24 protein-coding genes are annotated in these 22339 nt (G+C 71.0%); 14 read left to right on the top strand and 10 right to left on the bottom strand.

The window, feature by feature from the left end; translation table 11 throughout:
• Positions 1-84: 84 nt before the first annotated feature.
• The 4 genes from ACIBI4_RS10965 to ACIBI4_RS10950 are packed head-to-tail and all read left to right on the top strand — an operon-like array spanning position 85 to position 2272.
• Positions 85-993 (top strand): DMT family transporter, encoded by a 909-nt coding sequence (locus ACIBI4_RS10965; RefSeq protein ID WP_399203392.1) that lies wholly within the window; start codon positions 85-87, stop codon positions 991-993.
• Positions 994-1017: 24 nt separating this feature from the next.
• A complete protein-coding gene (locus ACIBI4_RS10960) occupies positions 1018-1518 on the top strand; it encodes an NUDIX domain-containing protein (protein WP_399203391.1) in 501 nt (166 codons plus the stop codon).
• Between the two features lie 41 nt (positions 1519-1559).
• Positions 1560-1955 (top strand): YidH family protein, encoded by a 396-nt coding sequence (locus ACIBI4_RS10955; protein ID WP_399203390.1) that lies wholly within the window; start codon positions 1560-1562, stop codon positions 1953-1955.
• Positions 1952-2272 (top strand): DUF202 domain-containing protein, encoded by a 321-nt coding sequence (locus tag ACIBI4_RS10950; protein ID WP_399203389.1) that lies wholly within the window; start codon positions 1952-1954, stop codon positions 2270-2272. The genes ACIBI4_RS10955 and ACIBI4_RS10950 overlap by 4 nt, the downstream gene beginning before the upstream one ends.
• Before the next feature lie 33 nt (positions 2273-2305).
• Here ACIBI4_RS10950 and ACIBI4_RS10945 read toward each other — a convergent pair whose 3' ends face one another.
• On the bottom strand, positions 2306-3199 hold the full coding sequence (locus ACIBI4_RS10945; protein WP_399203388.1) for a hypothetical protein: 894 nt from the start codon (positions 3197-3199) through the stop codon (positions 2306-2308).
• A gap of 235 nt (positions 3200-3434) precedes the next feature.
• Here ACIBI4_RS10945 and ACIBI4_RS10940 point away from each other — a divergent pair, with 235 nt between their 5' ends.
• The 4 genes from ACIBI4_RS10940 (at position 3435) to ACIBI4_RS10925 (ending at position 7500) form a co-directional block, all read left to right on the top strand.
• Positions 3435-4346, top strand: a complete 912-nt coding sequence (locus ACIBI4_RS10940; protein WP_399203387.1) for an MBL fold metallo-hydrolase — start codon at positions 3435-3437, stop codon at positions 4344-4346.
• Positions 4347-4481: 135 nt separating this feature from the next.
• On the top strand, positions 4482-5504 hold the full coding sequence (locus ACIBI4_RS10935) for a phosphotransferase family protein (protein WP_399203386.1): 1023 nt from the start codon (positions 4482-4484) through the stop codon (positions 5502-5504).
• 6 nt (positions 5505-5510) lie between these two features.
• Complete coding sequence (locus tag ACIBI4_RS10930) at positions 5511-6734, top strand: acyl-CoA dehydrogenase family protein (RefSeq protein ID WP_399203385.1); 1224 nt, start codon at positions 5511-5513, stop codon at positions 6732-6734.
• 151 nt (positions 6735-6885) lie between these two features.
• Positions 6886-7500 (top strand): acetate uptake transporter, encoded by a 615-nt coding sequence (locus ACIBI4_RS10925; protein WP_399203384.1) that lies wholly within the window; start codon positions 6886-6888, stop codon positions 7498-7500.
• A gap of 31 nt (positions 7501-7531) precedes the next feature.
• Here ACIBI4_RS10925 and ACIBI4_RS10920 read toward each other — a convergent pair whose 3' ends face one another.
• The 3 genes from ACIBI4_RS10920 to ACIBI4_RS10910 are packed head-to-tail and all read right to left on the bottom strand — an operon-like array spanning position 7532 to position 10582.
• A complete protein-coding gene (locus ACIBI4_RS10920) occupies positions 7532-8149 on the bottom strand; it encodes a TetR/AcrR family transcriptional regulator (RefSeq protein WP_399203383.1) in 618 nt (205 codons plus the stop codon).
• A 25-nt stretch (positions 8150-8174) separates the two neighbouring features.
• The gene (locus ACIBI4_RS10915) at positions 8175-9842 is read right to left on the bottom strand and encodes a class I adenylate-forming enzyme family protein (RefSeq protein ID WP_399203382.1); all 1668 of its coding nucleotides are present in this window, start codon (positions 9840-9842) and stop codon (positions 8175-8177) included.
• On the bottom strand, positions 9821-10582 hold the full coding sequence (locus ACIBI4_RS10910) for an SDR family oxidoreductase (RefSeq protein ID WP_399203381.1): 762 nt from the start codon (positions 10580-10582) through the stop codon (positions 9821-9823). The genes ACIBI4_RS10915 and ACIBI4_RS10910 overlap by 22 nt, the downstream gene beginning before the upstream one ends.
• A 255-nt stretch (positions 10583-10837) precedes the next feature.
• On the opposite strand from ACIBI4_RS10910, the gene ACIBI4_RS10905 reads away from it, so the two are divergent.
• Positions 10838-12094 carry an exo-beta-N-acetylmuramidase NamZ domain-containing protein gene (locus tag ACIBI4_RS10905; protein WP_399203378.1) on the top strand — a complete coding sequence of 419 codons (1257 nt, stop codon included), beginning with the start codon at positions 10838-10840 and terminating at the stop codon, positions 12092-12094.
• Positions 12095-12153: 59 nt separating this feature from the next.
• On the opposite strand, the gene ACIBI4_RS10900 is transcribed toward ACIBI4_RS10905, so the two are convergent.
• Positions 12154-14991, bottom strand: a complete 2838-nt coding sequence (locus ACIBI4_RS10900; RefSeq protein WP_399203377.1) for a penicillin acylase family protein — start codon at positions 14989-14991, stop codon at positions 12154-12156.
• Between the two features lie 247 nt (positions 14992-15238).
• Between ACIBI4_RS10900 and ACIBI4_RS10895 the strand changes: the two genes are divergently transcribed.
• On the top strand, positions 15239-15856 hold the full coding sequence (locus tag ACIBI4_RS10895) for a hypothetical protein (protein ID WP_399203376.1): 618 nt from the start codon (positions 15239-15241) through the stop codon (positions 15854-15856).
• Positions 15857-15887: 31 nt separating this feature from the next.
• On the opposite strand, the gene ACIBI4_RS10890 is transcribed toward ACIBI4_RS10895, so the two are convergent.
• The gene (locus ACIBI4_RS10890) at positions 15888-16388 is read right to left on the bottom strand and encodes a hypothetical protein (protein ID WP_399203375.1); all 501 of its coding nucleotides are present in this window, start codon (positions 16386-16388) and stop codon (positions 15888-15890) included.
• Between the two features lie 60 nt (positions 16389-16448).
• On the opposite strand from ACIBI4_RS10890, the gene ACIBI4_RS10885 reads away from it, so the two are divergent.
• The gene (locus ACIBI4_RS10885; RefSeq protein ID WP_399203374.1) at positions 16449-17228 is read left to right on the top strand and encodes a 3-keto-5-aminohexanoate cleavage protein; all 780 of its coding nucleotides are present in this window, start codon (positions 16449-16451) and stop codon (positions 17226-17228) included.
• 34 nt (positions 17229-17262) lie between these two features.
• Positions 17263-18339 (top strand): RNA ligase (ATP), encoded by a 1077-nt coding sequence (locus ACIBI4_RS10880; RefSeq protein ID WP_399203373.1) that lies wholly within the window; start codon positions 17263-17265, stop codon positions 18337-18339.
• A gap of 43 nt (positions 18340-18382) precedes the next feature.
• Here ACIBI4_RS10880 and soxR read toward each other — a convergent pair whose 3' ends face one another.
• Positions 18383-18865, bottom strand: coding sequence for a redox-sensitive transcriptional activator SoxR (gene soxR / locus ACIBI4_RS10875; RefSeq protein ID WP_399203372.1), 483 nt, complete (start codon positions 18863-18865; stop codon positions 18383-18385).
• Positions 18866-18969: 104 nt separating this feature from the next.
• Between soxR and ACIBI4_RS10870 the strand changes: the two genes are divergently transcribed.
• Complete coding sequence (locus tag ACIBI4_RS10870; protein ID WP_399203371.1) at positions 18970-19434, top strand: MaoC family dehydratase; 465 nt, start codon at positions 18970-18972, stop codon at positions 19432-19434.
• 4 nt (positions 19435-19438) lie between these two features.
• Here the strand turns inward: ACIBI4_RS10870 and ACIBI4_RS10865 are convergent, their stop codons facing one another.
• Genes ACIBI4_RS10865 through ACIBI4_RS10855 form a run of 3 tightly spaced genes read right to left on the bottom strand, consistent with a single transcriptional unit; the run spans position 19439 to position 21623 of the window.
• Positions 19439-20062 carry a TetR/AcrR family transcriptional regulator gene (locus ACIBI4_RS10865; protein WP_399203370.1) on the bottom strand — a complete coding sequence of 208 codons (624 nt, stop codon included), beginning with the start codon at positions 20060-20062 and terminating at the stop codon, positions 19439-19441.
• Positions 20063-20117: 55 nt separating this feature from the next.
• Complete coding sequence (locus tag ACIBI4_RS10860; RefSeq protein WP_399203369.1) at positions 20118-20411, bottom strand: YiaA/YiaB family inner membrane protein; 294 nt, start codon at positions 20409-20411, stop codon at positions 20118-20120.
• A gap of 60 nt (positions 20412-20471) precedes the next feature.
• Positions 20472-21623: an acyl-CoA dehydrogenase family protein gene (locus tag ACIBI4_RS10855; protein ID WP_399203368.1), complete on the bottom strand. Its 1152-nt coding sequence runs from the start codon at positions 21621-21623 to the stop codon at positions 20472-20474.
• Positions 21624-21690: 67 nt separating this feature from the next.
• Between ACIBI4_RS10855 and ACIBI4_RS10850 the strand changes: the two genes are divergently transcribed.
• Positions 21691-22320: a TetR/AcrR family transcriptional regulator gene (locus tag ACIBI4_RS10850; RefSeq protein WP_399203366.1), complete on the top strand. Its 630-nt coding sequence runs from the start codon at positions 21691-21693 to the stop codon at positions 22318-22320.
• Positions 22321-22339 lie beyond the last annotated feature (19 nt).

The following is a 22339-nucleotide window of genomic DNA, read 5'->3' as shown; positions in this document are numbered from 1 at the left end:
GGCCCGCACGGGAGGCGATCAAGGGACGGGTCCCGCTATGGTCGCCCAAGTCCCCCACGTACGACCGCTCTTGAGGTCCCTTTCGTGACGCTCCCCGTCCTGCTTCTCGCGCTCGGTGCCGCCTGCTGTCTGGGTTTCGGCTTCGTCCTGCAGCAGAGTGCCGCGCGGAGCGCACCGCTCGGCGACTTCCTCTCGCCGCGGCTGCTGCTCGATCTCGTCCGGATGCCCCGCTGGCTCGCCGGGATCGCCCTGATGTCCGGCGGCACCGCACTCGGCGCCGTGGCCCTCGCGCAGGGCGAGATGTCGCTGGTCGAACCGCTGCTCGCCACGCATCTGCTGTTCGCGATGGCGCTGGTGCGGATCCTCACCGGGCACCGCCTCGGACGCCAGGGCTGGAGCGGTCTGCTGCTGCTCGCGGGCGGCGTGGGCGCCTTCCTGACCGCGGGCCACCCGCAGGGCTCCGGCGCCACCGTCAGCCCGCTGCGGCACTGGCTGGTGGTGGGCGGGGTGCTCGGCGCGGCCCTGGTCCTCACCCTGGTCGCCCGGCGCTTCCGGCTGGGCGTCGGTCCGGCGCTGCTCGGCGCGGCGGGCGGTCTCCTGTACGGGCTGCAGGACGCGCTCACCCGGATCAGCGGTCAGCTGGTCTCCGCCGAGCAAGGCGTGCTCGGACTGCTCACGGCCTGGCAGCCGTACGGCGTCCTGGTACTCGGGCTCGCGGGGCTGCTCCTGGTGCAGAGCGCGTTCGAGATGGCACCGCTGCGCAGCTCCCTGCCCGCGCTGACCGCCGCACAGCCGCTCGCCGGGATCGTCTGCGGGATCGGTTTCCTCGGCGACCGGCTGCGGACCGACGCGGCGGCCCTGGTGTGGCAGGCGGCGGGGCTGACCGCGATCGTGGCCGGGATCGTGCTCCTGTGCCGCCACCCGTCGATGCCGAAGGGCGCGGGCGCGACCACACGGGAGCGGGTGCCGGCGGGGGCGGCGAACGTCCCGTAGCCGTGCTGCGGTTGGATGTCGGGTATGAGCGGCGACGAGATCATCGACATCGTGGACGACCAGGACCGGGTCGTCGGGCAGTCCCCGCGCTCGGTCGCGTATCGCGAGCGCCTCTGGCACCGCTGTGTGTTCATCCTCGCCCGCGACGCCGAGGACCGGATTTTCGTGCACCGCAGGACCGAGAAGCAGCTCTACCCCTCGCTGTACGACGTGTTCGTCGGCGGTGTCGTCGGCGCCGGCGAGTCCTACGACGAGGCGGCGCTGCGCGAGGCCGAGGAGGAGCTGGGCGTCACGGGCCTGCCGCAGCCGTCCCCGCTGTTCAAGTTCCTGTTCATGGAGGACGGCCAGGGCTGGTGGTCCTCCGTCTACGAGGTCCGCTGCGAACTGCCCGTAGCGCCGCAGGAGTCCGAGATCGCCTGGCACGCCTTCCTCACGGAGGACGAGCTCCGGCCGCGCCTCACCGAGTGGGAGTGGACGCCGGACGGCCTGGAGGCGTACCGGCGCCTGCAGGAGTTGCGGGCATAGCGGCGCCGGCCAGGTGATCGTCCGGGGATAGGGTGCGGGGCGTGAACGGGTTCCTTTCGTCTGTGCGTCTGTGGCTCGCGCCCGCCCGGGTACGGGACGAGGGCGAGACCCCCGACTACCGCTTCTCGCTCGCCAACGAGCGCACGTTCCTCGCCTGGGTGCGGACCGCGCTCGCCCTGATCGGCGGCGGATTCGCGGTCGATCAGTTCCTGCCGGACCTGCGCTGGGCCTGGCGGATCGGCCTCTCCCTGACCCTGCTCGCGGTGGGCGCGCTGTGCTCCCTGCGGGCCGTGAACCACTGGGTGCGCTGCGAGCTGGCGATGCGGCGCGGCGAGGATCTGCCGGCGAGCCGCTTCCCGGCGCTGCTCAGTCTCGCGGTCGGCGTCGTCGCGCTGATCATGGTCGTGGTGGTGCTGTTCGGCTGGGCGGATCAGTGACGTCCGCGGCCTCGGAAGCACGGGACCCCGGGCTGCAGCCCGAGCGGACCCGCCTCGCGTGGCGCCGTACCACCCTGTCGTGCACGGTCGCCGCGGTCCTCGCGGGCAAGCAGGCGCTGCAGGGCGGGCCCACCGCGCTCGGCCTGCTGGCGGTCGCGGCCTCGCTCTGCGTCTGGCTGGCGTTCCTGACGGTGGCGCACCGGCGGATGCAGGAGCTCAGCGTGCCGCGTCCCGCGCTGATGACCTCGCGGACCGCGTGGGGCGCGGTGGTCTGCGCGCTGGTGTTCACGGCGTTCGCGGTGACCATCGTCCGCTGACTCAGTTCGTGCTCAGGCCGCCGGCCGGGCCTCTCAGCCCCTCAACGCCGTCGCGACCGCCCGCACCTCCCGCTGGGCGAAGCCCGGATCGCGGGCCATCAGGCGGACCAGGCGGGCGCGGGTCTCGCGGGTGCGGCCGGCGGCGACGAGCGCCTGGGCGCGGGTGAGGGCGGGGGCCAGGTTCTTGTGCCGGGCGACGCCTGTCAGTCCCTCCTCCTCCAGCCAGCGCCAGGGCGGGAACCAACGGGTCACTTTCGGTTCGTGGTCCGCGAGCTCGTGCCACAGCCTGCCGTCGAGCGAGACGTTCACGACGTGGCCCGACGGCAGGGTGGTCACCCAGTCCCGGTGCTGTTGCCAGCTCTCGTGCTTGGGGCTCGACTTGCCGCGCGGTGTGACCCCCACGTACCGGAGCTTGCGGCGGATCACCGGCCACGGCTCACGGCTCTCCTCGATCCAGGCGGCGAGCTGCCCGTGCACGACGCTGAAGCTGCTGCCGCCGGACACCACGTCCACCAGGGCGAGCGGCCGCTTGCGTCGTGCCAGGTCGTACGGGGCGTAGCCGGCGGCCCCCAGATGCGCGCGGAAGCGGCGCTGCTGGGCCGGGGTCCAGGACGCGTCGCTGCCGCAGGACAGCGGGAGGCGCCCCAGCGTCCCCTCCCATCCGCCGCCCTCGAACGCCCCCGTCAGCAGGTCGTACATCCCGTCGAGCGACCGTCCGAGGAAGACGAGATCCGCACCGCCCGCCCGGGCCAGCACCTTCGCGGTGCACGCGACGAGCGCGTCGAGGTACCAGGCGGCGACCGTCCCGTCGCCCGCGTGGCGCGGTGGTGCGGGCAGCTCGCCGATCCGGTCCGGGTGCCCGCCCGCGTACGACGAGAGGGCCCAGCGGTACGGCTGGGGCGGCGCGGGCTCGGGAGGGGTCGGCATGGCGACAAGGAGACCATCCGCGCCACGCCCGGGGCATCCGGTTTTCGGCCCGCGGGCGCCTGCCGGACCTCCTCGGCCGGACTCCCAACTGGCAGGATCACACTGACCAGTTGAGACCACAGCAGACCGCTCGTGACAGAACCGGACCAGCGAAGACCGGCCACCGAAGACCGGCCACCGAAGACCAGCCACCGAAGACCGTACGACCGCACCGACCCACCACGGGGGACCCACCATGTCCGCACAGCAGCCCTACGCCGAACACCTCGCACCCGGCGTCAGCGCCTACATCCAGCCCGACGGCGGCTGGTGCCTCAACAACGCGGGGTGGGTGACCGACGGCGAGTCCACGCTGCTCGTGGACACCGCGGCCACCGAGCGGCGGGCGCGCGACCTGCGCGAGGCCCTGCTCGCCGACGGGGCGCCGCCGCCGTCGCATGTCGTCAACACCCACCACCACGGCGACCACACCTACGGCAACGCGGTGTTCACCCCCGAGGCCGAGATCGTGGCGCACGAGCGGTGCCGCGCCGAGGTGCTCGCGAACGGCCACCAGCTCCATCTGCTGTGGCCGCAGACGGACTTCGGCCGGATCGCGATCACCCCGGCCTCGCTCACGTACAGCCGGCGCATGACGCTGCACACGGCCGGCTGCGAGGTGGAGCTGATCCATCCCGGGGTCGCGCACACGACGGGAGACTCGATCGTGTGGCTGCCGCGGCAGCGGATCGTCTTCACCGGGGACCTGATCTTCGAGGGCGGCACGCCGTTCCTGCCGATGGGCTCCCTCAGCGGTTCGCTGCGCTCCCTGGACGTGCTGCGGAAGCTGGGCGCCGAGACGGTGGTGCCGGGCCACGGCCCGGTCACGGACCCGTCCGCGTACGACCGCGCCGAGCGCTACTTCCGCTTCCTTGCCGAGACGGCCCAGGACGCGTACGCCGCCGGCCGGACGCCCCTCGAAGCCGCGCGGTCCGTGGATCTCGGCGAGTTCGGCGCGTGGCCGGAGAGCGAGCGGTTCGTGGCGAACCTGCACCGGGCGTACGACGAGCTGGCCGGGCGGCCCGAGGGCTCGCCCCTGGACGCGGCCACCGTGTTCGGTGACATGGCGATCATGAACGGCGGGCAGATGGTGACCTGTCACGCGTGAACCGCCACCGACCCCGCACCAAACGGGGCACTTCGGGCGCGTGACCAGGAGAAACCGATCACTTCCACGCTACGCACTGGACGACATACCGACTGGTCGGCATCATTCATTCCAGTCCATCACGAGGAGCGACGCATGAGCTCAGACCAGCTGCCGGGTCTCGATCTGGACCGGCTGCGCGGCCGACTCGACCAGGAGGTCCCCGGTCTCGTCACAGGTCCGCTGCGAGGGCGGCATATCGAGGGCGGCCGGTCGAACCTCACGTACGACGTCACCGACGGCACGTCGCGCTGGGTCGTACGGCGGCCGCCGCTCGGCCATGTGCTCGCCACCGCGCACGACATGAAGCGCGAGCACCGCGTGATCGACGCACTCCACCCGACGACCGTGCCCGTGCCCAGGCCGGTCCTCCTGTGCGAGGACGACGACGTCATCGGGGCGCCGTTCTACGTGATGGAGTTCGTGGCCGGCACCCCGTACCGCACCGCCGAGCAGCTCGCCCCGCTCGGGGTCGAGCGGACCCGCGCCGCACTGTTCTCGCTGGTCGACACGCTCGTCGAGCTGCACGGCGTGGATCCCGCGGCCGTCGGCCTCGACGACTTCGGGCGGCCCGACGGCTTCCTCGACCGCCAGCTGCGCCGCTGGGGCAAGCAGCTCGACGCCTCCCGCAACCGCGATCTCGCCGGGATCGACGAACTGCACGCCGCGCTCGGACGGGCCATGCCGCAGTCCCCCGCACCGACCGTGGTGCACGGCGACTACCGGCTCGACAACGTGCTGCTCGGGCCCGACGACAAGATCAACGCGGTGCTCGATTGGGAGATGTCGACCCTCGGCGACCCCCTCACCGACCTCGGGCTCCTGGCCATGTACAGCGTGCCGCTGGAGCTGGAGAACTCCGTCATCAGCACGACCGCCACCGCCGTCGGCCACCCCTCACCGCAGGAACTGATCGAGCGGTACGCCGCGCGCTCGGGCCGCGATGTGGGCTCGGTGGCGTGGTACACCGCGTTCGCCTGGTTCAAGCTCGCGGTGATCCTCGAGGGCATCCACTACCGGTACACCCTCGGCCAGACCGTCGGCTCCGGCTTCGACCGGATCGGCGACCTCGTCCCCGTCTTCATCGAGCACGGCCTGACCACCCTTCAGGAAGGCTGATTCCGCATGGACTTCGCATTCGACGCCCGCACCGAGGAACTGCGCGCCAAGCTGCTCGCCTTCATGGACGAGCATGTGTACCCGGCGCAGCAGGTGATGCACGAGCAGACCGCACAGCAGGCCTCGCCCTGGGACGTGCCGCCGGTGGTCGAGGAGGTCAAGGCCGAGGCGAAGCGCCAGGGCCTGTGGAACCTCTTCCTTCCGGACGCGGAGTACGGGGCCGGGCTGACCAACCTGCAGTACGCGCCGCTCGCCGAGATCACCGGCCGCGCCCCGCATCTGGCGCCCACCGCGCTGAACTGCGCGGCTCCGGACACCGGCAACATGGAGGTGCTCTACCAGTTCGGCAGCGAGGCGCAGAAGAAGCAGTGGCTGGAGCCGCTGCTCGCCGGTGAGATCCGCTCGGCGTTCGCGATGACCGAGCCCGAGGTGGCCTCCTCGGACGCGACCAACATCGAGACGCGGATCGAGCGTGCCTCCGACGGCACGGGCGACTACGTCATCAACGGCCGCAAGTGGTACATCTCCGGTGCGATGAACCCCAATTGCCAGATCTTCATCGTGATGGGCAAGACCGACCCGGACGGCGAGGACATCCGCCGCCAGCAGTCGATGATCCTTGTCCCGCGCGACACCCCGGGACTCACCGTCAAGCGCGCCATGCAGGTGTTCGGCTACGAGGACCACTGGCACGGCGGGCACGCCGAGGTCGTCTTCGACAACGTGCGGGTGCCCGCGGGCAACCTCATCGGCGAGGAGGGCAGCGGCTTCGCCATCGCCCAGGCACGGCTCGGCCCGGGCCGTATCCACCACTGCATGCGTCTGATCGGCATGGCGGAGACCGCGATCGAGCTGATGTGCAAGCGGGCCGTGAGCCGTGAGGCCTTCGGCAAGCCGCTCGCGCAGCAGGGCGTGATCCACGAGTGGATCGCGGACGCGCGGGTCGCCGTCGAGCAGCTGCGGCTGCTCGTCCTGAAGACCGCCTGGCTGATGGACACCGTCGGCAACAGGGGCGCGCACACCGAGATCCAGGCCATCAAGATCGCGACGCCGCGTACGGTCGTGGGCATTCTCGACAAGGCGATCCAGCTGCACGGCGCCGGCGGCGTCAGCCAGGACTTCGCGGTCGCCGAGCTGTACGCGGGAGCACGGACGCTGATGATCGCGGACGGGCCCGACGAGGTGCACCAGCGGTCGCTGGCCCGGCGGGAGCTGAAGAAGTACCTCTGACGTCCGGCTCGCACAGGGACCGGCGGTTCGCAGGACGTTCGCCCCGTCTCCCCGGGACCCATGCCCGGGGAGGCGGGGTCCTTTGCGTGCGGGGCGCCGCGGGCGGCGTACGTAGCGTGGGAAGGCCGCCCAGAGAAAGTGTCCCCACGCCATGCCCAGCGCTCTGCTCGAAGCTCCCGTATCCGCCGAAGCCTCAGCCGCAGCCGCACCCCGGCTCGCGAACCCCGGTCCGCTGGGTCTTGCCGCGTTCGCGCTGACCACCTTCGTGCTCAGCATGTTCAACTCGGGGCTCATCGCGAACGCCGCGCTGAGCGCCGTCGTCCTGCCGCTCGCCCTGTTCTACGGCGGGCTCGCGCAGTTCGTCGCCGGGCTCTTCGAGTTCCGCCGCGGCAACACCTTCGCGACCACGGCGTTCCTGTCGTACGGCGCGTTCTGGATGTCGTTCGCGGCGTACGTGAAGTTCGTCGTGCCGGGCCTGCCGGCCGCCGACGCGCACCTGGCGACGGGGCTCTACCTGATCGCCTGGTTCGTCTTCACCCTGTACATGACCGTGGCCGCGCTGAAGCTGGACCTCGCGCACCGCGTCGTCTTCGTGACGCTCAGCCTGACGTTCCTGTTCCTGGCGCTCGGCGATCTGACCGAGTCCACCGGTCTCGCGCACACCGGCGGCTTCCTCGGTCTGATCTGTGCGGCGGCCGCCTGGTACACCTCGTTCGGTGTGCTGACGAACGAGACGTGGGGCCGCAAGGTCATCCCGCTGGGCTGAGCCCCGCACACCGCCTGGGGCCTTTCCGGCCCTAAGGCCGCAGCGCCCGCAGCAGCAGGTCCGCGAGGTGGTCGGCGACCTGCTGCGGGGTGAGCGGGCCGTTCGGCCGGTACCAGGTCGACAGGTGGTGCACGGATCCGAAGTGGTAGTCGACCACCAGGTCCGCGGGCGTCGCCGAGGAGAAGACCCCGGCGCTCTGGCCCTCCTCGACCAGCGCGCGGAAGCCCTCGTGGTAGCGGCGGCGCTCGGCCCGTACCTGCTTGTTCTTCTCGGGGCTCAGGTGGTGCATGGAGCGGAAGAAGATCTGCGCGTCGTCGAGGTTCTCGATCGTGGTGACCACGACGTCGGCCGCCGCGTCCCGCAGCCGCCGCTCGATCGGCTCGTCGGCCTGCGCGAACGCGTCGAGCCGCTCCTGCTGGAGGCGGAGCACGCGGGCGTAGATCTCGTGCAGCAGATCGTCCTTGGACCCGAAGTAGTGGTACAGCGCGCCCTTGGTGACGCCCGCCGCCTCCACGATCTCCTGCACCGACGTGCGGTCGTACCCCTGCTCCGCGAAGAGCCTGGTGGCGGCGGCGAGCAGCCGCTGCGGGACGGGTGTGGTGCTCTGCTCCGTCGCGCTCTGCCCCGTGGTCCTCGGCACTGTCGCCACCTGCCTTCCGCTCCTTCTCCTGACGTCACTGCGCACGGTCGCGCAGCTCCCTTCGGAGGATCTTCCCACTGGTCGTCTTGGGCAGCTCCGGCAGGATCTCCACCGCGCGCGGATACTTGTACGCCGCCAGTCTCTCCTTGCTGTACGCGACGAGGTCGGCCGGGTCCGTCGCGGCCCCCGGACGCAGGCTGACGTACGCCTTGACGCTCTCGCCGCGGTAGCTGTCGGGGACGCCGACGACGGCGGCCTCCCGGACGGCGGGGTGGGTGTAGAGCACGTCCTCGACCTCACGCGGCCAGACCTTGAACCCGGAGGCGTTGATCATGTCCTTCTTGCGGTCGACGACGTAGAGCCAGCCGTCGGCGTCCATGAACCCGATGTCCCCGGTGCGCAGTTCGCCGTCCGGGAAGGACTCGGCGGTGGCGTCGGGCCGGCCCCAGTATCCGGGCACGACCTGCGGCCCGGACACCACGATCTCGCCCTGCTCGCCGAACGGCACTTCGGCGCCCTCCTCGTCGACGATCCGTACGACGGTGTCGGGGCCGGGTACGCCGACGGACAGGGTGCCCGATGCGGGGTCGACCGGTGCTTCGTGCTGCGGCGGTACGGAGGCGCAGGGCGCGGTGCACTCGGTGAGGCCGTAGCCGTTGCGGATGTAGGGCCCGAAGTCCGTACGGAACTTCTCGACGAGTGCGGGCGGGACGGGCGCCCCGCCCGAGGAGATGACCTGGAAGGACGCGAAGTGCTCGCGGGTGGCGCCGGGTTGGGCGCCGAGCGCCATGAACGCGGTGGACGGGCCGACCGTGTACGCGGGCGCGTGCTCGGCGAACGCGTCGAGGACGACGCCCGGGTGGAAGCGGTAGGCGAGCACGAGGGTGCCCGCGTTGGCGGCGCAGGCCGCGAGCTGGCAGACCATGCCGGTGATGTGGAACAGCGGGGCGAGCGCGAAGTACGCGGAACCTTCGGCGATCCCCTGGCCGGTGCGCTGGCGCTCGGCGTTGTAGGTGATGTTGCCGTGCAGGTTCATGGCGCCCTTGGGCCGCCCGCTGGTGCCGGAGGTGTAGCTGATCAACGCGAGGTCGGTGGCGGTGCGTTCCGGAACGTCGGGTGCCTTGAGACCGCGGCCGGCGACCTCGAGCAGGTCCTCGGCGTCGTCGGCCCGCGGGGCGCGCTCGAAGTTCAGGACGCGCTCGTCGCCGCGCGACTGCAGATCCAGCTCGCAGGCGGTGAGCACGGCCCGTACGCCCGAACCGGCGGCGGTCTCGCGCAGATACGCCGCCCAGGCACGGTCCGCGCAGATCAGGGCCGTGACTCCGGCGTCGTCGAGGACGTGGCGCACCTCGGCGGACTTGTACATGGGGTTGACGGGCACGACGGTCGCGCCGGCCTTCCAGGCGCCGAGCAGCGCGAGCACGAAGTGCGGGGAGTTCTGCAGCATCAGCGCGACACGGTCCCCGTCGGCTATCCCCTGCGCCGCGAGGTACCCGGCCACGGAGTCGGAGAGCGCGTCCGCCTCCGCATAACTGAGGCGCCCGTCGAAGTACGCGAATGCCGTACGGTCCGGGGCCTTCGCCGCGGCGGCGCGGAAGCTGTGGACGACTGAAGGCGCCGGGGACACGGGGGCACGCTGGGCGTCGCTGAGCCGGGCCAGCCACGGCTTGTCGGCATAGGTCACTTGGTGTGCGCCTCCCATTTCTGCTGCAGGTGGTTCATCCCGTCCAGCCAGCGGTCGGGCTGGGCGGCCCGGACACGGTAATACTCGGCGACCTCCGGGTGCGGCAGGATCAGGAAGCGGTCCTCCTCGATCCCGGTGATCAGGGCGTCGGCGACGTCCTCGGGCTCGATCGCGGTCGGCGCGAGCACAACCTCACCGGCGGACCCGGCGGCCGTGAGCATGTCGGTGCGCACACCCTGCGGGCAGATCGCGTGCACCTTCAGACCCCGGTGGCGGTACGTGAGGGAGAGCCACTCCGCGAAGGCGTACGCGCCGTGTTTGGTCACGCTGTACGGGGCGGCGCCGACCATGGTGAGCAGTCCGGCGGCGGAGACGGTGGAGACGAAGCGGCCCTCGCCGCGCTCCAGCCAGGCGGGCAGGAGAGCGTGGGCGGCGCGGACGTGTGCCATCACGTTGACGTCCCAGGCGCGGGCCCAGACCTGTTCGTCGGCGGCCTCGGTGCCGCCGCTCGCCAGGCCCGCGTTCGCGCAGTAGAGGTCGACGGTGCCACCGAGGGCGTCCCGCGCCTCCTCGACGATCGCGGAGGCGTCACCGGGGACGGCGATCCCGCCGATCTCGTCGGCGACCGCCTTGGCCTTGGCCTCGTCGATGTCGTTGACGACAACCTGTGCCCCCTCGGCGGCGAACCTGCGCGCGAGAGCGGCACCGATACCGCCGCCCGCGCCGGTGACGATTGCCTTTTGGTGCGCGAAGGTCATGGGGTCTCCGTCCGGGAGCGTTGTCCGACGCTTGCAGACTAACCAGTCGGTATGTGGTGGGGAAGGGGTTGATCTCCCCTGGTCGGCCCGGCCGCCACCTCAAGCCATTCAGCCCGGCCGGCGTTTGAGGCCATCCGGACGAAGTCCGGATTCCGGGTCCGGGGCGAAGCCCCGGTTTCGGGAAGGGGCGGGGCGGGGAAGGAGGCCCGCCGCAGGCGCAACTCACCTCAGCCACAGCGAACCCAAGGAGAGCACATGCCGCACCCCTCCAGACGGGCGCTGCTCGCCGCAGCCACCACCACCGCCACGGCCACCGCACTGGGCATCACGCCGGCCGCCGCCGAGGACCACCCGAGGCCGGGCGGAAAGTTCCGCACCGGCTTCGAGCGGCTCCATGACGACGGCTACGCCCTGCTCGACGGAGAGCGCGTCGGCGTCGTCACCAACCCGACCGGCATCACCCGCGATGTCCGCCACATCGTCGACGTGATGCACTCCGACGACCGCGTCGACCTCGTCGCCGTGTTCGGCCCGGAGCACGGCTTCCGCGGCACCGCACAGGCCGGCGGCTCCGAGGGGTACTACGACGACCCCGCGACCGGTCTGCCCGTCTACGACACGTATCTCAAGAGCGGTCAGCCGCTCGCCGACATCTTCACGGCCTCGGGCGTGGACACGGTCGTCTTCGACATCCAGGACGCGGGCGCCCGCTTCTACACGTACATCTGGACGCTCTACGACTGCATGGTCGCCGCACAGCTCGCGGGCAAGCGCTTCGTCGTGCTCGACCGTCCGAACCCCGTGACCGGGCGGGCCGCGCTCGGCCCGATCCTGCACAAGGAGTTCGCGACGTTCGTCGGGCGCGAGCCGATCGCGCAGGCGCACGGCATGACGGTCGCCGAGCTGGCGCGGCTCTACAACGGGGAGTTCCTCACGACCCCCGTACCGCTGGAGACCGTCCTGATGGCGGGCTGGCGGCGGAACGAGTTCTATGACGAGAGCGGTCTGCCGTGGGTGCCGCCGAGCCCGAACATGCCGACGCCCGAGACGGCGCTTGTCTACTCCGGCACCTGCCTCTTCGAGGGCACGAACCTGTCCGAGGGACGCGGCACGACGCGCCCGTTCGAACTGCTGGGCGCCGAGGGGATCGACCGCAAGTGGGCTGAGGCGGCCAATGAACTCGGCCTGGCCGGGGTGGACTTCCGCGAGGCGTACTTCGCGCCCACCTTCTCGAAGTTCCAGGGCAAGACCGTGGGCGGGGTGCAGCTCCACGTGCACGACCGGGAGTCCTTCGATCCGGTCCGTACGGGCATCGGCCTGCTGATCACGGCCAAGCGGTCGTGGAGCGGATTCGCCTGGCGGCCCGACAACTGGATCGACAAGCTCACGGGCTCCACCCAGGTCCGCACGATGATCAACGCGGGCGCCGGGGTGGACGAGGTGGTCGGCGGCTGGCGGGACGAGCTGGGCGCCTTCCGTGCCGTACGACGGAAGTACCTGGCGTATCGCTGAGCGAGGCGCACAGCCTGACGGCGGGCCGCATGCTGGGATGCGGCCCGCCGTCGCGTGTCCTAGCGGTGGGCGGGGAACTCGACCACCTGCTGATACGTCGGCCGGTTCTGCCACTGCACCGGCTGATGCGTGATCCCGCCGACCGCGCGGTGGATGATCGCGTCGGCGCACCACTGGTCGCCCGCGGCGCAGTGCTCGTCGCCGGGGTACACCTGGGCCGCCGGCTCGGCGGCGGCCTGGGCGAGGGTGGCGAGCAAGGTGTCGCGGCAGGCGGCGAGTTCACCGTCGCCGCAGTACGTACGGGCGAGCGGGCCCTTCACGTCCTGGCCGAGCACCTGCCGCAGATCCTTGTCGGCATAGCCCCACCAGCCGCGCTGGAAGGCCGAACCGGCGTGCGCTCCGGTCGGTCCGTGGGCGGCGGAAGGTGATTCGTCGACCCCCATCTGGCCGGTCAGCGCCGCGTAGAGCCCGTCACCGAGCCCCGGCTTGAACTCGGCCTCCACCAGGAGCGGCCACCAGGCGTCCATGATCCGGATGGCGTCCGGGTGCGCATACGTCTTCGAGCCCGCGGCGGTCCGGTTGCGCTGCGTTCCCGCCTTCCGCCATGCCTCCAACTGCTGGATGGCCGTGGCAAGTCGAGGGTCGGTCACGGGCTGCGAGCGCAGCACAGCGAGCAGCTCCGGCAGCACCTGTTCGCCCCGCAGGTCCGTGACCGCCGCCTCGGCCATCGCCCGGGTCAGCGAGGCCCGCGTGACACCGCCGTCGCCGATCAGCTCATTGACCCTGTCGTCGAGCAGATCACCGCGGTGCACCGCGCCGAAGCTGAAGTCGGCGGCGCTGTAGTCGTTCGCCTGCTTGTTGTTCCACGAGATGTAGTAGTCCTGGTTGACGGACTGCGGATGCTCGCTCATCGGGGTGTACGCGGCGTTGTTGCCCTCGGGTTCGAAGTCCTTCCAGGCGTAGGCGTCCTCGGCGCGCACCGGGAAGGAGGCGTCGACGCCTTCTGCGCGCACGGGGTTCGAGCCGCTGTTGTAGTACGCGATGTCGCGGGAGTCCGCGTAGAACCAGTTGAAGGCGTAGCCGATGTGGTCGGCCGCCTTCTGGAAGGACCTGGCGTCCTTCACGTAGCCCGGGTCGTTGAACATCTGGAAGCCGATGATCGAGTCGGCCTCGTGGCGGTACGTGGAGCGCAGCGAGGTGTACGCGACCGGTGCGCCGTCGACCGTGGCGCGGTGCGTGACGATGCCGTAGTGCGTGCGGAAGATCTGCATGCGGTACGAGCCGGCGGCCGTGGAGTCCGCAAGGCTCGGCTTCCACGCGTTGGTCTTCTCCATCCTCTCCATGGGGAGGCAGGCGCCCTTGTAGCGGTAGTGCGTCGACTGCTTGGTGGGCGGCGCACCGCCCGGTTCGCAGAGTTCGACCGCGTACGTGTCGGTGATGTCCTGGCCCGCGGAGGTCGCCGACCAGGAGTAGTCGACGCCGCGGCCGAGCTGGATGTACATGCCGACGCCCGCGAAGGAGACACCGCGGGCCTTGATGCCGGGCCCGTCGAGCTCCTGCATCATCAGGAGCTGCGGGGCGAAGTAGCCGGTCTGCGGGCCGAAGACGGCGACCGGGTTGCCGCTCGCGGTGTGCTTGCCGGAGACGAGCAGCGCGTTGGACATGCCCTTCTTCGCGGAGAACAGGTCCTCGGGCAGCACCCCGTCGTTGTGCAGGCCCTGCAGCTTGCGCAGTTTCGCGGGTGCCTCGACCGGGGTCTTAGCCGGTGTCCGCTGGGCGGCCGCGCCCTTGCGGTCGAAGATCAGCGGCTCGCGCTCGACGCTGCCCGCGTCGGGCATGGCCTTGCCGCGCGGCTTCGCGGGCTTCTCCGCGTACGGGAAGCTGCTGCCGTCGTGCACGGTCTGCACGGTCTCCGGGTCGTTGCGCTGCCGGAAGGACTCCCAGACCTTTGTGCCCTCCGCGACGCCGTACTTCTGCTGCGCGGCGAGCAGGGAGAGGGCCTGCTCGACCTCTCCCCCGCCGCCCCCGCCGAAGAGCCCGCCGACGACGGAGGCCAGCGCGATGAGGTCGGTCACCTTGAACGGCTGGATTTCGCCGATGTTCGTGATCGCGTCGATTTTTCCGGTGAGGACGTACTCCCCGGGGAAATACCGCCCCTTCTTGGCCTGTTCACGATAGGCGTTGAGGCCGTCGACATACGCCTGCGCGTCCTCCATGGCCTGCTTTCCGCGCTCGCCCTGCTCGTTGAGGATGTAGTCGACCTGCGCCTGCAGATCCCTCTCGGTGTACGGGGCCTGCGGCCAGAAGCTCTGCTCCAGGCCCTGGTTGGCGGGTGCGCCGCCCGCGAACGGGGTGAGTTCGCCGCGGCCGATGTGCCGGAACAGGTCGATCAGCCAGAGCCGGTCCTGGCCCGCGGCGTACCCGGCACCGAACTCGGTGCCGTAGCGGGTGGTGCCCTTGATGTGCGGGACGCCGTTCTGCTTGTCGCGGGTGATCGTCACATCGTTGCGCGGCCGCGTGACGGAGGCGACCCGGCCCGCGGGGACGCCGAAGGACGCGTCGCGGAAGTAGCTGTTCAGGGTCGCGTCGGTGAGGTTGCCGTAGCCGGAGGACAGGGCGTCGTACGGGGGCAACTGGTCGTCGCTGTGCGGTGGTTTGGTGCCGAGGAGGCGGTGGGCGAGGATCTCCGCGAGGGTCGCGGAGCCGTTGGCGCCGGGCGGCAGGATGTCGTCGCACTGGCTGCCGCAGTAGTCGGCGACGGGTTCCTCGGCGGCGGCCTGCGGTAGCGGCGCGAGGAGTCCGGCGGCGAGGGCGGCCGTCGCGGCCAGGACGGCCGCGACACGGGTGGGCTTGGAGGTTCTCCGGCTCGGTGCGCGCCGGGCGATGCGCTGTCGCATGTCTGCTCCTCCTGGGCGGAAGTGAAGCACCTGCGCGTGCGGTCACCGGAGGTTACTGGCGGTAGGAGCCCGGCAGAAGGTGAACGTGCGTCACCTTCGCCGATTCACCACACCCGGCGCTCACTTCGGTCGCCCGCCGCCCCGCGAACAGCAGTGATGGCTGCCATCGGAAATCCGATGGAGCCGAATCGGATCCCGTTACGTCCAAGCCGCGACGTCCGAGTACCAAATACGGAGGTGCATGGCGATGGCCGGATTCCGCAGCCTCGCGAGACAGGTGCGTGACCCCCACAACGACCTGGCGCTGCGCCGCTATTCGCTGCGCAAGTGTCTCGAACGGTTCGCCCCGTACGGCCACCGTGCGACCTGGGACCATCTGTGCGGCCGGGCCGGTTTCGGCCCCGAGGACCGCTCCCCCGACCCGGCGCGGCTGGTGGCCGCGCTCGACGAACTCGAGGAGGCGCGCGCCGTCTGGCTCGCCTACGAGGCCGACTTCGCCGCGCGCCGCAGGCGCGAGAAGCAGGACGGGCTGCGCCGGCCCGGTGTCATCGACGACTGGCACCGCCTCACCTGGGGCGGCCACGGCATCGCGTGGTGCGACGACCCGGCCGTCCACCCCCGTACCTCCCTCGGCGCGGCCCTGCGGCGGCTGATCACCGCCCTGGAGCGCGCCCCCGGGACGGTCTGCCCGGTCTGCGAATCCGCGGACATCTCCTGGACGCAGGAACTGAACCACGAGCCCTTCGCGGGCCCGCTCTGCGGGCGCTGCGGCATCCTGGTGCCGCGCCCGGTCCTCACACCCGAGGCGCTGGTGCGGATCCGGGCGCGGGGCGAACGGCCCGTGGCGCTGGCCGTGCCCGCCTGAGGGGCACGGCGCCCCACCGGACCTCCGCGCCTCAGGGCGTGAGCACCTCCGTGTGGATGGCCAGCTTGAACTGTGCGTGCATCAGCGGCACGGTGAGCCGGCTGTCCCCCGACCCGCGCGCGGAGATCTTCAGGCCGACAGGTGTTCCCTTGTGCACGAACATCTGCCACATGTACGAGCGGTACTGACCGCCCCCGGTGGCCGCGGAGTCGGTGGTCGCCGTCGAGTCGTACGCGCCGGTGAGCGGGTTGCGGACGAAGCGGGCCCGGTACTCCTTCGCCCCGGACCGCGGCTCCCAGAACACCAGCGCCGACAGCACGCCCCAGCCCTCGTGGCTGGGGTGGATCAGCCCGGATCCCGCGTCGGGGAACCGGCCGCCCTTGGCCGGACTGTGCATGCCCCAGGGGTCGTACGACTCCTGATCCTCGCCGTACGGGAAGCGCACGAGGTGGTATCCGTCCCGGTCGTAGGTGATCTTCTGCGCCCCGTCCTGCGCGGCGTCCCATTTCAGTGAACAGACGACGACCCCCATGGGCGCGCCCTCCTCTCCGCTGCCAGGGCGTTGTCGGATGCGCCTGGCACCATCGACGGCATGGTGTGGCTTCAGATCTGTCCCAACGGCTCGCGCGGCCCGGCCGACGGCGCCGCCGTGCCCATGTCCCCCGAGGACATGGCCCGTTCGGCGGCCCGCGCGGTGTCCGCGGGGGCTCGCGATGTGCATGTACACCCCAAGTCGCCCTGTGGACAGGACACACTGTCGCCGCGAGCGGTCGCAGCGACGATTCAAGCCATACGTTCCCTGGTGACCGTTCCGGTAGGCGTCACCACGGGCGCCTGGGCCGAGCCGGACCCGGGCCGTCGTATCGAGCAGATCCGCTCGTGGACGGTGCTGCCCGACCACGCCTCGGTCAACTGGCACGAGGAGGGGGCGGAGGAGGTGGCCGCCGTCCTCCTGGAGCGAGGTGTGGCCGTGGAGGCGGGGCTGTGGTCGGGCACCGACGGCACCGCGCGCTTCCTCACGTCACCGCTCGCCGCCCGGGTGGTGCGGGTGCTCGCCGAGGTGACGGACACCTCGGCGGCCTCCGCGGCGGCGACCGCGGACGCGCTCCTGGCCGGGATCGGCAGCGCGCACGGCCGCCCGGTGCTGCTCCACGGCGAGGAGGGCGGGGCATGGCCGGTGCTCAGGCTGGCGCTGGAGCGCGGGCTCGCCGCGCGGATCGGCCTGGAGGACACGCTGCTGCTGCCGGACGGCCGACGGGCCCGGGACAACGCGGAGTTGGTGACCCACGCGCTCCGCCTGGCCGGCGGACACCCTCTACCAGAAAGAAATCCGTTCGATCCAGCCGATTCGGCTGCGGAGAGTGGGAGCTGATGAAACCGAACTGACTGCACAAGGAGTCCTTGCCATGTCGACGCTGCGCGTCACCGCCGAAGAGCTGACCGTCCATGAGCATCCCGGGGCCGACGCCCTCGAACTGGCCCAGGTGGGCCTGTACCGAGCGGTCGTCGCCAAGGGCGCGTACCGCAGCGGTGATTACGCGCTCTACATCCCCGAGCAGGCGGTCCTGCCCGTCGAGTTGGTCGAGGAGCTGGGGCTCACGGGGCGCCTCGCGGGGGCCAGGTCGAACCGGGTGAAGGCGATCCGGCTGCGCGGCGAGCTCTCGCAGGGACTTGTCTGCCGGCCGGCCGCACTCGCCGGGGTCGACCTCGCCGCCGCGGCGGCCGAAGGCACGGACTTCGCGGAGCAGTTGGGCATCACGAAGTGGGTGCCCGAAGTGCCGACCACGATGAGCGGTCTCGTCGAGCCCGCGCCGGAGCTGCTCCCCTGGGTCGACATCGAGAACCTGCAGCGCTATCCGGGCATCTTCGAGCCCGGCGAGCCGGTCGTCCTGACCGAGAAGCTGCACGGCACCGCCTGTCTCGTCACGTACTACGCGGAGAGCGGCCGGGTGCAGGTCACCTCGAAGGGGTTCGGCGGCAAGTACCTCGCGCTGCAGGAGGACCCGCGGAATCTGTACTGGCGGGCCGTGCGCGGCCACGACGCCCCCGCGGTCGCGGCCGTCCTCGCCGAGAAGCTCGGCGCGCGCAGGGTCGGCCTGTTCGGTGAGGTGTACGGGGCCGGTGTGCAGGACCTGACGTACGGCGCGGACGGACGGCGGGACACGCTCGGGTACGCGGTGTTCGACGCCTCCGTCGAGGTGGACGGGCAGGTGCGCTGGCTGGAGCCGGCGGAGCTGGCCGAACTGCTCACCGAGCGGCTGCCGTTGGTGCCGACCCTCTACGAGGGGCCGTACGACGAGGAGCTCGTGTTCGCGTACGCCTCCGGGCGCGAGACGGTCTCCGGCCGGGAGCTGCATCTGCGGGAGGGTGTCGTGGTGCGGCCCGCGAAGGAGCGGCGCAGCGAGCTGCTCGGGTCGAGGGCCATCGCGAAGGCGGTCAGCCCCGCGTATCTGACGCGTAAGGGCGGCACCGAGTACGAGTGAGTGCGCGAAAGGGGGCGAGCCGGTCGGCTCGCCCCCTTTCCCGTCATGCCGGCTTCTTCTCCTTCGGCACCTTCTTCTCCGCAAGGAGGCGCGAGCCCGTGAGGCGGTCGCCGAAGACGTCGTCCGGGTTGGACAGGACGCACGTCTCCAGGGAGAGACAGCCGCAGCCGATGCAGTCGGCGAGGTGGTCGCGGAGCCGGCCCAGCTGCTTGATGCGCTCGTCCAGCTCGCTGCGCCACGTCTGCGAGAGGCGGGCCCAGTCCTCGCGGGTGGGGGTGCGCTCCTCGGGGAGCTCGGCGAGGGCGTCGCGGATCGTGGCGAGCGGGATGCCCACGCGCTGGGCCGCGCGCACGAAGGCCACACGGCGCAGCGCGTCACGGCTGTAGCGGCGTTGGTTGCCGCTGGTGCGACGGCTGGTGATCAGGCCCTTCGCCTCGTAGAAGTGCAGGGCCGAGACCGCGGCGCCGCTGCGCGCGGACAGCTGGCCGACGGTCAGTTCGTGGATCTTCTCCGGAATCTGCGGCACGTCAGGGACCCTACCCGCACCGGTCACAGCGGTTCCGTTGACAGGGGCTGGAGCGAGCAGCATGCTGAGCAGTCGCTTAGGAACTCATGGGAGGCAGGGACACGATGGCAGAGCCCAGGATTTTCACGTCGGCCGACGAACTGCGTGCGGCGATCGGCGAGCAGCTCGTCGGCGATGAGTGGCTCGAGGTCGACCAGAAGCGGATCGACCTCTTCGCGGAGGCCACCGGCGACCACCAGTGGATCCATGTCGACCCCGAGAAGGCGGCCGCGGGCCCCTTCGGCACGACGATCGCGCACGGCTATCTCACGCTGTCGCTGCTGCCGGCGCTCGTGCCGATGGTGATGCGGATCGAGAACGTGAAGATGGGCGTCAACTACGGCACCAACAAGGTGCGGTTCATCTCGCCCGTGCCGGTGGGCTCCCGGGTGCGCGCCTCCGTCGTGGTCAAGGAGGTCGCCGACACCGCCGACGGCGCCGTGCAGCTGACCTCGCAGGTCACGGTCGAGCGCGAGGGCGGCGACAAGCCGGCGTGCGTCGCGGAGTCCGTCTCGCGCTTCTACTTCTAGGCCGTCACAGCCGGGGGCCCGCACCCACCATCCGCAGGACGAGGTCGGCGTACGAGGCGCCGACCTCGTCGGGCGTACGGCGGCCCGCAACGTTGAACCAGCGGGCCACGTCGATGCAGAGCGAGAGCACGGCGAGGGTGGCGCCGGGAATGTCCGGGACCTCGAAGTCGCCGGCCTTCACGCCGTCGGTCAGGATCCGCCGCACCGCCGCGTCGCACTGACGGCGCAGCTGGACGACCTCGGCGCGGTGCTCGGCGTCGAGCGCGTCGAGCTCGTACTGGACGACGCGTGCGGTGGTGTGGTGCCCGGCGTGCCAGACCACGAAGTGCCGCACCGCCTGCGCGAGGCGCTCGGCGGGGGTGCCCTCCGCGTCGGCGGCCGTCTGCAGGATCGCCACAGCCTTCGTGTGACCGATGGTGCTGATCTTGTGGAGCAGCTCTTCCTTGGTCTTGTAGTGGATGTAGAGCGCGGCGGGGCTCATGCCCGCGCGGCCCGCGATGTCGCGGGTCGTCGTGGCGTGATAGCCGCGCTCGGCGAAGGCCTCGACCGCCGCGACCATCAGCCGCCGCGCGGCGTCCGGCGTGACGTCGCCCCAGGGCACGTCCTGGGTCTCCTCGGTCGCGCTCATCCTTCGCCCCTTCCAGTCACGGGCGAACACCATACCCCGACTGGTGAGCAAGCGCTTAGGCTGCCGGATTACGGAACGGGTCGTGCTCCGCGAGGATCTTCTCCATACGGGCCTGGTCGACCCGGCTGACAATGCTGCCCGCCTCCTGACGGTCCCGTACGACCTTCGAGAGGGTGATCGCGGAGGTCGTCAGGTACAGGATCGCGATGGCCATGAACGCGCGGATCCAGACATCGACGTCCATATAGAGGAGCGCGATGCCCACGGAACCGAGGGCGATGCCGAACGAGGCCACCGCCATCCCGTAGAAGCCGGTGCTGGTCTGCTGCTTGATGGGTGCGTCAGTCATGCGCGACAGGATGTGACGCGGGAGCGCCGGGTCACATCCGTCGCCGTACTCATGCCGTACTCAGAACGCCGAGATCCCGGTGAGCGCCCGCCCGATGAGCAGCTTCTGGATCTGCGAGGTGCCCTCGTACAGCGTCATGACGCGGGCGTCGCGCAGGAGTTTGCCCGCCGGGTACTCGTCGATGTAGCCGTAGCCGCCGAAGACCTGGAGGCAGTTGTTGGCCGCGCGGACGGCGGCCTCCGAGGCGAAGAGCTTGGCCTTGGAGGACTCGGTCGCGAAGGGCTGTCCGCGGTCGATGAGGTCGGCGACGCGCCAGGTCAGCAGGCGGGCGGCGTCCACGTCGACGGCGATGTCGCTGATCAGCTCCTGGACCAGCTGGTGGCGCGCGATCGGACCGCCGAACTGCTCGCGCTCTCCCGCATACCTGACGGCCGCGTCGAGGGCGGCCTGGGCGATGCCCACACAGCCGGCCGCCACGGACATCCGGCCCTTGGCCAGCGCGGACATCGCGACGGAGAAGCCCTTGCCGTCCGGGCCGAGCATCGCGCCGGCCGGGACGCGGACGTCTTCCAGGACCAGCTCGGCGGTGGCCTGGCCGCGCAGGCCGAGCTTGCCGTGGATCGCGCGGCGGGTGAGGCCGGGGGTGTCGGTGGGGACCAGGAAGGCGGAGACGCCCTTGTGCCCGGGTTCGTCTCCGGTGCGTGCGAAGAGCAGGACGACATCGGCCCAGGTGCCGTTGGTGATGAACATCTTGGTGCCGCTGACGACATAGGTGTCGCCGTCGCGTACGGCCTTGGTGGTGAGGTTGCCCGCGTCCGAGCCGGTGCCGGGCTCGGTGAGGCCGAAGCAGCCGACCATCGCGCCGGAGGTGAGGCCGGGCAGCCACCGCTGCTTCTGCTCCTCGCTCCCCCACGCGGCGATCGTCTTGGCGACGAGGCCGAGCGAGACGGAGACGATGCCGCGCACCGAGGAGTCGCCGCGCCCGAGCTCCTCGGTGACAAGGCAGTACGCGAGGTGGTCGCCGCCGCTTCCGCCGTACTCCTCGCCGATGGTGAGCCCGAGGAAGCCGACCTCGCCGAGCTTCTTCACAATGCCGCGGTCGACGTTCTCCGCACGGTCCCACTCCGTGACGTGCGGGGCGATCTCGCGGGCCGTGAAGTCACGGGCCAGTTCGCGTACGGCCGTCTGCTCGTCACTGAGTTCCAGGTTCACCGGCGCCCGCCCCACTCCATAAATTAACAGTGCTAGTTTTACGCGTCAGGGCCCTACTATGTGCCGCATGGCCCGACCGCGCAAGCCCCTCCTCAGCACCGACCGCATCGTCGACACCGCGCGTGCGCTGGTGGACGCCGAGGGGCTCGCGGCCGTCTCCACACGGCGGCTCGCGGCGGAGCTCGGGGTGAGCGGGCCCTCGCTGTACAACCACTTCCGTACGAAGGACCAGATCCTGGAGGCGGTCGCCGACTCGGTGAGTGCCCAGGTCGACCTGTCGATGTTCGAGGACGGGCGGCCCTGGCGGGACGCGCTGCACGACTGGGCGGTGTCGTACCGGTCCGCGCTGCGCGACCATCCGCACATCGTCCCGGTGCTCGCCCGGGGACCGGGGCGCAGGCCGTCGGGGCTCAAGGTCGCCGACGCGGTCTTCGGCGCGATGACGGCGGCGGGCTGGCCGGCCGCACAGGCGACCTCGATCGGGGCCCTGATGCGGTACTTCATCATGGGCTCGGCGCTCGGTTCGTTCGCCGGCGGCTTCGTGGACGACGAGACCGCGTACGACCCCGCGGACTATCCGCATCTGGGGCAGGCGCATCTGCTCGCGGAGCGGCAGGAGAAGGTGGACGAGCGGGCCTTCGAGACGGGTCTGACGGCGCTGCTGGACGGTCTGGAGCAGCAGTTCAGGGCGCTGTGAGGGCGCGGGGCGCGCTGTG

The organism is Streptomyces sp. NPDC050418 (assembly GCF_044458745.1).
GTDB lineage: Bacteria > Actinomycetota > Actinomycetes > Streptomycetales > Streptomycetaceae > Streptomyces.
Note: the sequence above shows the minus strand (reverse complement) of the source record. Positions and strands in the feature narration are given on the sequence as shown.

Bases quoted from the DNA above. Each gene is read 5' to 3' on its own strand.
- ACIBI4_RS10865 (WP_399203370.1), bottom strand. From the start codon at position 20,062: ATGAGCGCGACCGAGGAGACCCAGGACGTGCCCTGGGGCGACGTCACG.
- ACIBI4_RS10910 (WP_399203381.1), bottom strand. From the start codon at position 10,582: ATGACCTTCGCGCACCAAAAGGCAATCGTCACCGGCGCGGGCGGCGGT.
- ACIBI4_RS10880 (WP_399203373.1), top strand. From the start codon at position 17,263: ATGTCGACGCTGCGCGTCACCGCCGAAGAGCTGACCGTCCATGAGCAT.
- ACIBI4_RS10935 (WP_399203386.1), top strand. From the start codon at position 4,482: ATGAGCTCAGACCAGCTGCCGGGTCTCGATCTGGACCGGCTGCGCGGC.
- ACIBI4_RS10900 (WP_399203377.1), bottom strand. From the start codon at position 14,991: ATGCGACAGCGCATCGCCCGGCGCGCACCGAGCCGGAGAACCTCCAAG.
- ACIBI4_RS10930 (WP_399203385.1), top strand. From the start codon at position 5,511: ATGGACTTCGCATTCGACGCCCGCACCGAGGAACTGCGCGCCAAGCTG.
- ACIBI4_RS10925 (WP_399203384.1), top strand. From the start codon at position 6,886: ATGCCCAGCGCTCTGCTCGAAGCTCCCGTATCCGCCGAAGCCTCAGCC.
- ACIBI4_RS10860 (WP_399203369.1), bottom strand. From the start codon at position 20,411: ATGACTGACGCACCCATCAAGCAGCAGACCAGCACCGGCTTCTACGGG.
- ACIBI4_RS10945 (WP_399203388.1), bottom strand. From the start codon at position 3,199: ATGCCGACCCCTCCCGAGCCCGCGCCGCCCCAGCCGTACCGCTGGGCC.
- ACIBI4_RS10890 (WP_399203375.1), bottom strand. From the start codon at position 16,388: ATGGGGGTCGTCGTCTGTTCACTGAAATGGGACGCCGCGCAGGACGGG.
- ACIBI4_RS10885 (WP_399203374.1), top strand. From the start codon at position 16,449: ATGGTGTGGCTTCAGATCTGTCCCAACGGCTCGCGCGGCCCGGCCGAC.
- ACIBI4_RS10870 (WP_399203371.1), top strand. From the start codon at position 18,970: ATGGCAGAGCCCAGGATTTTCACGTCGGCCGACGAACTGCGTGCGGCG.
- ACIBI4_RS10905 (WP_399203378.1), top strand. From the start codon at position 10,838: ATGCCGCACCCCTCCAGACGGGCGCTGCTCGCCGCAGCCACCACCACC.
- ACIBI4_RS10960 (WP_399203391.1), top strand. From the start codon at position 1,018: ATGAGCGGCGACGAGATCATCGACATCGTGGACGACCAGGACCGGGTC.
- ACIBI4_RS10915 (WP_399203382.1), bottom strand. From the start codon at position 9,842: ATGGGAGGCGCACACCAAGTGACCTATGCCGACAAGCCGTGGCTGGCC.
- ACIBI4_RS10850 (WP_399203366.1), top strand. From the start codon at position 21,691: ATGGCCCGACCGCGCAAGCCCCTCCTCAGCACCGACCGCATCGTCGAC.
- ACIBI4_RS10895 (WP_399203376.1), top strand. From the start codon at position 15,239: ATGGCCGGATTCCGCAGCCTCGCGAGACAGGTGCGTGACCCCCACAAC.
- ACIBI4_RS10940 (WP_399203387.1), top strand. From the start codon at position 3,435: ATGTCCGCACAGCAGCCCTACGCCGAACACCTCGCACCCGGCGTCAGC.